The sequence below is a fragment of the Streptomyces sp. NPDC058401 genome, from assembly GCF_042722885.1.
Classification (GTDB): domain Bacteria; phylum Actinomycetota; class Actinomycetes; order Streptomycetales; family Streptomycetaceae; genus Streptomyces.
On record NZ_JBHXKA010000222.1, the window covers coordinates 1 to 7,557 of the forward strand.

A 7,557-nucleotide genomic window follows, 5' to 3' on the forward strand; every position below is an offset into this window, starting at 1 on the left:
AGGAACCTCATCCACCGAAATGGACGGGGTATCAACTTTTTGGCGTTGATTTTTGGCACGCTGTTGAGTTCTCAAGGAACGGACGCTTCCTTTGTTCCTGTTTCCAGGCCCTCCGGGCGCTTCCTTCGTTTCCAACTCTACCAGATCATTTCCGCGCCGTTTCCGGCTTTGGATTTGAATTCGGTGACCGTTGGAGGGTCTGTGCCTTTCGGCGCTCCACCACATTAGCGCTTATCCCGTGTGGCTCATAATCGGCCGTTCGGAATCGAATTCGGACATGCCGAATAAGACCCCGCCAGGGGTAAGTCGTAGGTAGTGGGTTGGCCGCTCTGGGGGTCTGCTGATAGCAGTGCCCCGTTCAAGCGGCTCGGGCTACGTTAGGCGTCCGGCCGCGCCGAGTCAAGTTGGGCGGCGGCGTGGCGCGTGGGCCCGGTAGGGGCTCACCGTCGGGTCGTGGGTGATCCAGTAGCGGTACGGGTGGGCAGCGCCGGCGCCGCCCACTCCGGTGCGGGGGCCACTGCTCAGCAGGTCCGGCGGTACGGGGGTGCCTGCCCGCAGGGACAGGGGGGTGTCCGGGCCGGTGCAGAGGTCGGCGCCGTCCAGGGAGCGGTCCACGTCCAGGGCGGTGGCCAGACGGGCCGGACCCTTGGCCAGTTCTCGGTCGTTTCTGGCTGAAATCCGGCGTTTGCGGGCCAGGTCTGCGCCCACGGTGATCTCCCCGGCCCTCAGCAGGACACCGCTCGCGTGGTCCGGTGGGCCGCAGACCAGGTTGAGGCTGAACCACATGCCGTAGATGAAGTAGACGTACGCGTGTCCGGGTGGGCCGAACATCGACGCGTTGCGCGCCGTGCGGCCGCGGTAGGCGTGGGAGCCCGGGTCGGTTTCCCCCTCGTACGCCTCCACCTCCGTGATGCGCAGTTCCATGGGGCCGTCCGGGGTGCGGCGGACCAGGGTGCGGCCGAGGAGGTCCGGGGCCACGGTGAGGACCGGGCGGTCGAAGAAGGACCGGGGCAGGGGCGTACGGTCGGGGCGCGCGCTCATCCGGTCGAGCGTAGTGGACTGCGCACTCCTGCAACCGGGGCCTAAGGTTCCGCGTTTGTAGGGGTAGTACCGCGCGCAGTGGCGCGCGTCTTGCCGAGCAGGATCTTTTCGAGCACGTCGTAGTCGTATAGGGGAGTCAGAGCATGGGGTTCAGGAAGCTGTTCGCGAGCCTGGGTGCCGGTGGTGCTTCGGTCGACACCGTCATCACCGAGCCGAACGTCGTTCCGGGCGGGATCGTCCAGGGCGAGGTGCGGATCCAGGGCGGATCCGTGGAGCAGCAGATCGAAGGGCTGTCCGTCGGGCTCCAGGCGCGGGTGGAGGTGGAGGGCAACGACCAGGAGTACAAGCAGGACGTGGTCTTCACCAAGCAGCGTCTCGGTGGTGCCTTCCAGGTGCAGGCGGGCGCCCTGCACGTGGTGCCGTTCGGGCTGGAGATCCCCTGGGAGACGCCGATCACCCACTTCGGGGGGCGTCAGCTGCACGGGATGAACATCGGGGTCAGCACGGAGCTGGAAATCGCGCGCGCGGTGGACGCCGGCGACCTCGACGCGATCAACGTGCACCCGGTACCGGCGCAGCAGGCGATCCTCGACGCCTTCGCCCAGCTGGGCTTCACCTTCCGCAGTGCGGACATGGAGCGCGGGCACATCCGGGGGACGCGCCAGACGCTGCCCTTCTACCAGGAGATCGAGTTCCTGCCTCCGTCGCAGTACCGGGGGCTGAACCAGGTCGAGCTGACCTTCGTCTCCGACGGGCGCGAGATGGACGTCGTCCTGGAGATGGACAAGAAGCCGGGCCTGTTCAGCGAGGGCAGCGACACCTTCCGCTGCTTCCAGGTGGGGCTGCAGTCCTACCAGGGCACCGACTGGGCGGCCTACCTGAACCAGTGGATCTCGTCGGTGGGTTCGCAGCGCAACTGGCTCTGAGCGGATCTAGGCTCGGTGCCGGTACGGCGACCGGTGCACGGGTAACGGTCAGCGTCGACTCGATCCAGTAGGAGGTTCCGCAGTGGCCGAGCAGAGCAGGGCGCCGCTCCCCCACGATTTCCATCCGGCGGTGCACGCGTTCACGGTGAGCAGTGCGGACCTGGAGCCGGGGGCCGATCTGGGCTCCGACCAGGTGCTGTCGGGTGGGAACGTATCGCCGCACCTGCGGTGGGAGGGGTTCCCGGAGGAGACGAAGAGCTTCGCCGTGACCTGCTTCGACCCGGATGCTCCGACGGGGAGCGGGTTCTGGCACTGGGTGCTCTTCGATCTGCCGGTCTCGGTCACCGAGCTGCCGGCCGGGGTGGGCAGCGGAAAGTTCGAGGGGCTGCCCGCCGGGGCCGTGCACGTGCGCAACGACTACGGCACGCAGGACTTCGGCGGGGCGGCTCCCCCGGCCGGGGAGCGGCACCGTTACGTGTTCACCGTGTACGCGGTGGACGAGGAGAAGCTCGGTCCCGGTGCGGACGTGTCGCCGGCCGTCGTCGGGTTCAATCTGCGGTTCCACACGCTCGGGCGTGCGCAGCTCGTCGGTGAGTACGAGGCTCCCGCGGGCTGAGCATTCCCGGCTTCGTTCTCCGAGCGTTTGCCCGGTCCTGGTCTAAAGAAGGCCGGGACCGGGCATTTTTATTGCGTTGTCCCGCGTGGCGCGCGCGACCAGAGTGGTCGCGGGCCCTGCCGCCAGGGTGGTCGCGGGCCTGCACACGGGAGGTGGGCGAGATGCGGGACACGCTGGTGCTGAACGCGAGCTTCGAGCCGCTGTCGACGGTGACGATGAACCGGGCTGTGGTGCTGGTGCTCCAGGACAAGGCCGTGGTTGAACAGGCGCATCCCGAGTTCCGTGTGCGCGCGGCCACGATGGAGCTTCCGCTGCCGCGGGTGATCAGACTCTGCAGGTACGTACGGGTGCCCTTCCGGAGACATGCTCCCTGGTCACGGAGGGGGGTGCTGATCCGCGACCAACACCGGTGCGCCTACTGCGGGAGGCGCGCGACGACCGTGGACCACGTGCTTCCGCGGGCTCAGGGGGGTGGGGACACCTGGCTGAACACGGTGGCCTCCTGCTCCGAGGACAACCACCGCAAGGCGGCCCGGACTCCGGAGGAGGCGGGGATGCCGCTCCTCCGGAAGCCCTTCGTTCCCTCGCCGGCCGACGCCATGCTGCTCGCGCTGGGGGTGGGCGGGCGGGATGCCCTGCCGGAGTGGCTGGAGCGGTCCGCGTAGGGCTCTGAGTGATCGCGTAGGGCGGGATCGTCCCGCCGGATAGACGGCTGCGCTGGGCGACGTACGTTTTCTACGTCGCTCAGCGGAGCAGCAGTTGGACGATCGCGATGATCCCTACGGTCACGATGACTCCGCGCAGCACGGTGGGCGGCAGTCGGCGGCCGACCTTGGCGCCGAGCTGGCCGCCGATGGTGGAGCCGACGGCGATGAGCAGGACGGCCGTCCAGTCGAACTCGGCGACGAAGAGGAAGAAGACGGCCGCGATGCCGTTCACCATCGCCGCGACGACGTTCTTCACCGCGTTGATCCGCTGGATGTCCTCGCGGAGCAGCAGGCCCATCAGGCCGAGGTAGAGCACGCCCTGGGCGGCCCCGAAGTAGCCCCCGTACGCGCTGGACAGCAGCATGCCCGACAGCAGCAGCGGGCCTCCGTCGGGGTGGCTCGTATCGCCACCGGCGGCCTCCTGGCGCCTGCGCAGGGCGGCGGCGAGGCGGGGCTGGAAGACGACGAGCACGAGGGCCAGGCCGATCAGGACGGGCACGATCGTGTCGAAGGAGTCCGACGGCAGGGTGAGGAGCAGGATCGCTCCGGCGAGTCCGCCGACGAGGGAGACGGCGCCGAGCCGGATGATGCGGGCGCGCTGGCCCTGGAGCTCCTTGCGGTAGCCGATGGCTCCGCTGATGGAACCCGGTACGAGGCCCAGGGTGTTGGAGACGTTGGCGGTGACCGGCGGGAGGCCGGTGGCCAGCAGCACCGGGAAGGTGATCAGGGTGCCGGAACCGACGATGGTGTTGATGGTGCCGGCGCCGATGCCGGCCGCGAAGACCGCGAGTGATTCCCAGATGGACATGGGCGGGGTCGTCCCCTTTGCATGAGTGAGTCGCCTCCCCGCCGTGAAGGTCGGGGGGCCTCACTGATCATGCCGGAGGGGACGGCCCGTTCGGGCCGTCGGGGCCGGTCAGTCGATCGGGGGCTGCTCGCGGCGTTCCGCGGCGTCCTTGTCGCGGGCGGCCGGGATCCCTCCGCTGCCGCCGCCGTCCTTACCGGTGTTCTGCGGGTTGAAGCCGGAGGCGGCGCCCATCGGGCCGAAGTTGCCCATCGCTCCGGAGAGGCCCTTGAGGGCGTCGCCGATCTCGCTCGGGACGATCCAGAGCTTGTTGGCATCGCCCTCGGCGAGCTTCGGGAGCATCTGGAGGTACTGGTAGGCGAGCAGCTTCTGGTCGGCGTCGCCGGCGTGGATGGACTCGAAGACCGTACGGATGGCCTGGGCCTCGCCCTCGGCGCGCAGGGCCGCGGCCTTGGCGTCACCTTCGGCGCGCAGGATGGAGGACTGCTTCTCGCCTTCGGCGCGCAGGATCTCCGACTGGCGGACACCTTCGGCCTGGAGGATCGCGGCACGCTTGTCGCGGTCGGCGCGCATCTGCTTCTCCATCGAGTCCTGGATGGAGGTCGGCGGCTCGATGGCCTTGAGCTCGACGCGGTTGACGCGGATGCCCCACTTGCCGGTGGCCTCGTCGAGAACCCCGCGCAGGGCCGCGTTGATCTCCTCGCGGGAGGTCAGGGTCCGCTCCAGGTCCATGCCGCCGATGATGTTGCGGAGCGTGGTGACGGTGAGCTGCTCGATGGCCTGGATGTAGCTGGCCACCTCGTACGTCGCGGCGCGGGCATCGGTCACCTGGTAGTAGATGACGGTGTCGATGTTGACGACCAGGTTGTCCTGGGTGATGACCGGCTGCGGCGGGAAGGGGACGACCTGCTCGCGGAGGTCGATCCGGTTGCGGATCGAGTCGATGAACGGGACGACGATGTTGAGGCCCGCGTTGAGGGTGCGGGTGTAGCGCCCGAACCGTTCGACGATTGCGGCGCTGGCCTGCGGGATCACCTGGATCGTCTTGACCAGTGCGATGAAGACCAGAACCACCAGAATGATCAGAACGATGATGATCGGTTGCATGCGGTTCCCCGTGCCCTTCCGGCTGTCTGTGCTGCCCCGTTCAGCGGAGTCTCGCAGACCCCGGGGCCGCGGGTCGGCTGCTTGCCCACATGTACCTGCCCACATGTGCTTGCACACAGGCGAGTTGCTCACGTGCTGGTCCGTCACACGGTCCGTCACGCGGTCCGTCACATGGTGCCGGTCCGTCACATGACGACGGCGGTCGCCCCGTCGATCTCCACGACGTCGACGGACTGGCCCGGTTCGAAGGTGGTGTCCGCGTCCAGGGAGCGCGCCGACCAGATCTCGCCGGCGAGCTTGATGCGGCCGCCGCCGCTGCCGTCCACGCGTTCCAGGACGACGGCGCTGCGGCCCCTCAACGCGTCGATGCCGCTGCGGTGTTGGGGTTTCTGGTTGCGGTGCCGGTTGGCGATCGGGCGGACGACCGCGAGGAGCGCGACCGACACGGCCACGAAGACCAGGATCTGGACGACCACTCCCCCGCCGAGGGCCGCCGTGACGGCGGCCGCCACCGCTCCGGCGGCGAACATGCCGAACTCGGGCATCGCGGTCAGGACGAGGGGAATGCCCAGTCCGACCGCGCCTATGAGCCACCACACCCACGCGTCGATGTCCACATGGTCATGGTAGGTCGGGTGGGCGCGGTCCGGACAGGGTGCGGGAGGACCGGCCGGTGCCGCGGGGCCCGGCCGGTGCGCGGCTACCGCAGGGGCAGGCCCTGGGCGGTCCAGCGGTCGCTGTCGTTGCGCTCGACGACGAGCGGCAGGCCGAAGCAGAGGGAGAGGTTGCGGGAGGTCAGTTCGAGGTCGATGGGTCCGGCCGCGACCACCTTGCCCTGACGGATCATCAGCACGTGCGTGAAACCGGGGGCGATCTCCTCGACGTGGTGCGTGACCATGATCATCGACGGGGCGAGCGGATCGCGGGCGAGCCGGCCGAGGCGTCGTACGAGGTCCTCGCGGCCGCCGAGGTCGAGGCCGGCGGCGGGCTCGTCGAGCAGCAGCAGCTCGGGGTCGGTCATCAGCGCACGGGCGATCAGGGTGCGCTTGCGCTCGCCCTCGGAGAGGGTGCCGAACTTCCGGTCGAGGTAGGGCGTCATGCCGAGGCGGTCGAGGAAGGCGCGGGCGCGCTGCTCGTCGATCGCCTCGTACTCCTCCTGCCAGGTGGCCGTCATGCCGTACGCGGCGGTGAGGACGGTCTCCAGGACGGTCTGGCGCCTGGGCAGCTTGTCGGCCATCGCGATGCCGGCCATGCCGATGCGGGGGCGCAGGTCGAAGACGTCCACCTTGCCGAGGGTGCTGCCGAGGATGGTGGCGGAGCCCTTGGTGGGGAAGAGGTAGCTGGAGGCGAGGTTCAGCAGCGTGGTCTTGCCGGCGCCGTTGGGGCCGAGGATCACCCAGCGCTCCCCCTCCTTGACCGACCAGGAGACCTGGTCCACCAGAGCCCGGCCCTCGCGGACCACGGATACGTCCACCAGCTCCAGAACATCGCTCATGAGCGTGTTGTCTCCCCTTGCAGTCTCGGTACATCTGTGCGCCGCCCGTCCTTGGGCGCAGCCCCAAGGGGAAAACCTACGCCACTCGGGGAGGGGTCCGGGCGCGGGCCCGGGTCCCGGGGGCCGTCCGTAAAGTGGGGGGATGCTTTTCGAACCGCGTTCAGGGCGGCTGGCCGCCTGGGGGAACGCTCTGCTGGCCGGTCTCGTCTCGCCCGACGAGGCCGTGTTGTCGATCGTGGGCGAGGACTCCGTGCACCGGGTGGAGGGACTGCCCGGGGAATCCGGCCCCGTGGGTCTCACCCTGGCGCTGGGCCGGCTGCGGGTGCTGGGCGTGAGCGGGCTGCGGATCGCGCTCCCGGCGCCCGGGCATCCGCTGGGGCTGAGCGGGCCGCCGGAGTTCAACGCGAGGGCGCTGGACGCGGAGGAGGCGGTCGTCGCCGTGGGCGCCGCGGTCGGGCTGGTCCCGGAGGTCCACGAGGCCGGGCCCGCGGGTGACGTGCACGTGTCGGTGACCTGGCACTGCCTGCCCGTACGGGAGGCCCCGCCGGCGGACGTGCCGTCGCTCGGCGAGGCGGAACGGGAACTCGCCGAGGCGCTGCGCGAGGCCACGGTGGTGCTGACCCGGCTGGACGTGGCCGGATCCGGGCCGATCGCGGAGGCGGCGCTGTCCGCGTACCGGGCGCGGACGGAGGCCGGGCGGGACGCGCTGGCGCCCGGGTATCCGCCGCGGGCGGTACGGGTCCTCTCGCTGGCGCAGCGGGTGGACCTGATGGGGTCGCTGGCGACCGAGCGGGGACACGGGGCGGCGGTGGCCGCCTCGGAGATGGCGGCCCGGGCGGAGGCCCTGCGACCCGTGGAAC

Annotated in this window: 10 protein-coding genes; 5 read left to right on the forward strand and 5 right to left on the reverse strand. The window is 69.7% G+C overall.

What is annotated here, in order from left to right; all coding sequences use genetic code 11:
- Window positions 1-228 (forward strand): hypothetical protein (locus ACFWNV_RS38440; protein WP_383956601.1); only part of this gene is annotated, 228 nt, incomplete at its 5' end.
- A 171-nt stretch (window positions 229-399) separates the two neighbouring features.
- On the opposite strand, the gene ACFWNV_RS38445 is transcribed toward ACFWNV_RS38440, so the two are convergent.
- Complete coding sequence (locus ACFWNV_RS38445; RefSeq protein WP_383956604.1) at window positions 400-1,041, reverse strand: DNA-3-methyladenine glycosylase; 642 nt, start codon at window positions 1,039-1,041, stop codon at window positions 400-402.
- 143 nt (window positions 1,042-1,184) lie between these two features.
- Here ACFWNV_RS38445 and ACFWNV_RS38450 point away from each other — a divergent pair, with 143 nt between their 5' ends.
- The 3 genes from ACFWNV_RS38450 (at window position 1,185) to ACFWNV_RS38460 (ending at window position 3,248) form a co-directional block, all read left to right on the forward strand.
- Window positions 1,185-1,967 carry a sporulation protein gene (locus ACFWNV_RS38450; protein WP_327307448.1) on the forward strand — a complete coding sequence of 261 codons (783 nt, stop codon included), beginning with the start codon at window positions 1,185-1,187 and terminating at the stop codon, window positions 1,965-1,967.
- 82 nt (window positions 1,968-2,049) lie between these two features.
- Window positions 2,050-2,583, forward strand: coding sequence for a YbhB/YbcL family Raf kinase inhibitor-like protein (locus tag ACFWNV_RS38455; RefSeq protein ID WP_383956607.1), 534 nt, complete (start codon window positions 2,050-2,052; stop codon window positions 2,581-2,583).
- A 161-nt stretch (window positions 2,584-2,744) separates the two neighbouring features.
- Window positions 2,745-3,248 carry an HNH endonuclease gene (locus ACFWNV_RS38460; protein ID WP_383956610.1) on the forward strand — a complete coding sequence of 168 codons (504 nt, stop codon included), beginning with the start codon at window positions 2,745-2,747 and terminating at the stop codon, window positions 3,246-3,248.
- Window positions 3,249-3,327: 79 nt separating this feature from the next.
- On the opposite strand, the gene ACFWNV_RS38465 is transcribed toward ACFWNV_RS38460, so the two are convergent.
- The 4 genes from ACFWNV_RS38465 to ACFWNV_RS38480 all read right to left on the reverse strand — a co-directional run bounded on the left by ACFWNV_RS38465 (window position 3,328) and on the right by ACFWNV_RS38480 (window position 6,697).
- Window positions 3,328-4,098, reverse strand: a complete 771-nt coding sequence (locus ACFWNV_RS38465; RefSeq protein ID WP_383956613.1) for a sulfite exporter TauE/SafE family protein — start codon at window positions 4,096-4,098, stop codon at window positions 3,328-3,330.
- Window positions 4,099-4,206: 108 nt separating this feature from the next.
- A complete protein-coding gene (locus tag ACFWNV_RS38470; protein WP_327307445.1) occupies window positions 4,207-5,202 on the reverse strand; it encodes an SPFH domain-containing protein in 996 nt (331 codons plus the stop codon).
- Between the two features lie 185 nt (window positions 5,203-5,387).
- Window positions 5,388-5,819, reverse strand: coding sequence for an NfeD family protein (locus tag ACFWNV_RS38475; RefSeq protein WP_383956616.1), 432 nt, complete (start codon window positions 5,817-5,819; stop codon window positions 5,388-5,390).
- Between the two features lie 83 nt (window positions 5,820-5,902).
- A complete protein-coding gene (locus ACFWNV_RS38480) occupies window positions 5,903-6,697 on the reverse strand; it encodes an ABC transporter ATP-binding protein (RefSeq protein WP_383956619.1) in 795 nt (264 codons plus the stop codon).
- Window positions 6,698-6,839: 142 nt separating this feature from the next.
- Here ACFWNV_RS38480 and ACFWNV_RS38485 point away from each other — a divergent pair.
- On the forward strand, window positions 6,840-7,557 hold a 718-nt coding region (locus tag ACFWNV_RS38485), incomplete at its 3' end, for a hypothetical protein (RefSeq protein WP_383956622.1).

Coding starts and splice junctions, on each gene's coding strand:
- ACFWNV_RS38445 (WP_383956604.1), bottom strand. CDS start 1,041: ATGAGCGCGCGCCCCGACCGTACGCCCCTGCCCCGGTCCTTCTTCGAC.
- ACFWNV_RS38450 (WP_327307448.1), top strand. CDS start 1,185: ATGGGGTTCAGGAAGCTGTTCGCGAGCCTGGGTGCCGGTGGTGCTTCG.
- ACFWNV_RS38460 (WP_383956610.1), top strand. CDS start 2,745: ATGCGGGACACGCTGGTGCTGAACGCGAGCTTCGAGCCGCTGTCGACG.
- ACFWNV_RS38465 (WP_383956613.1), bottom strand. CDS start 4,098: ATGTCCATCTGGGAATCACTCGCGGTCTTCGCGGCCGGCATCGGCGCC.
- ACFWNV_RS38470 (WP_327307445.1), bottom strand. CDS start 5,202: ATGCAACCGATCATCATCGTTCTGATCATTCTGGTGGTTCTGGTCTTC.
- ACFWNV_RS38480 (WP_383956619.1), bottom strand. CDS start 6,697: ATGAGCGATGTTCTGGAGCTGGTGGACGTATCCGTGGTCCGCGAGGGC.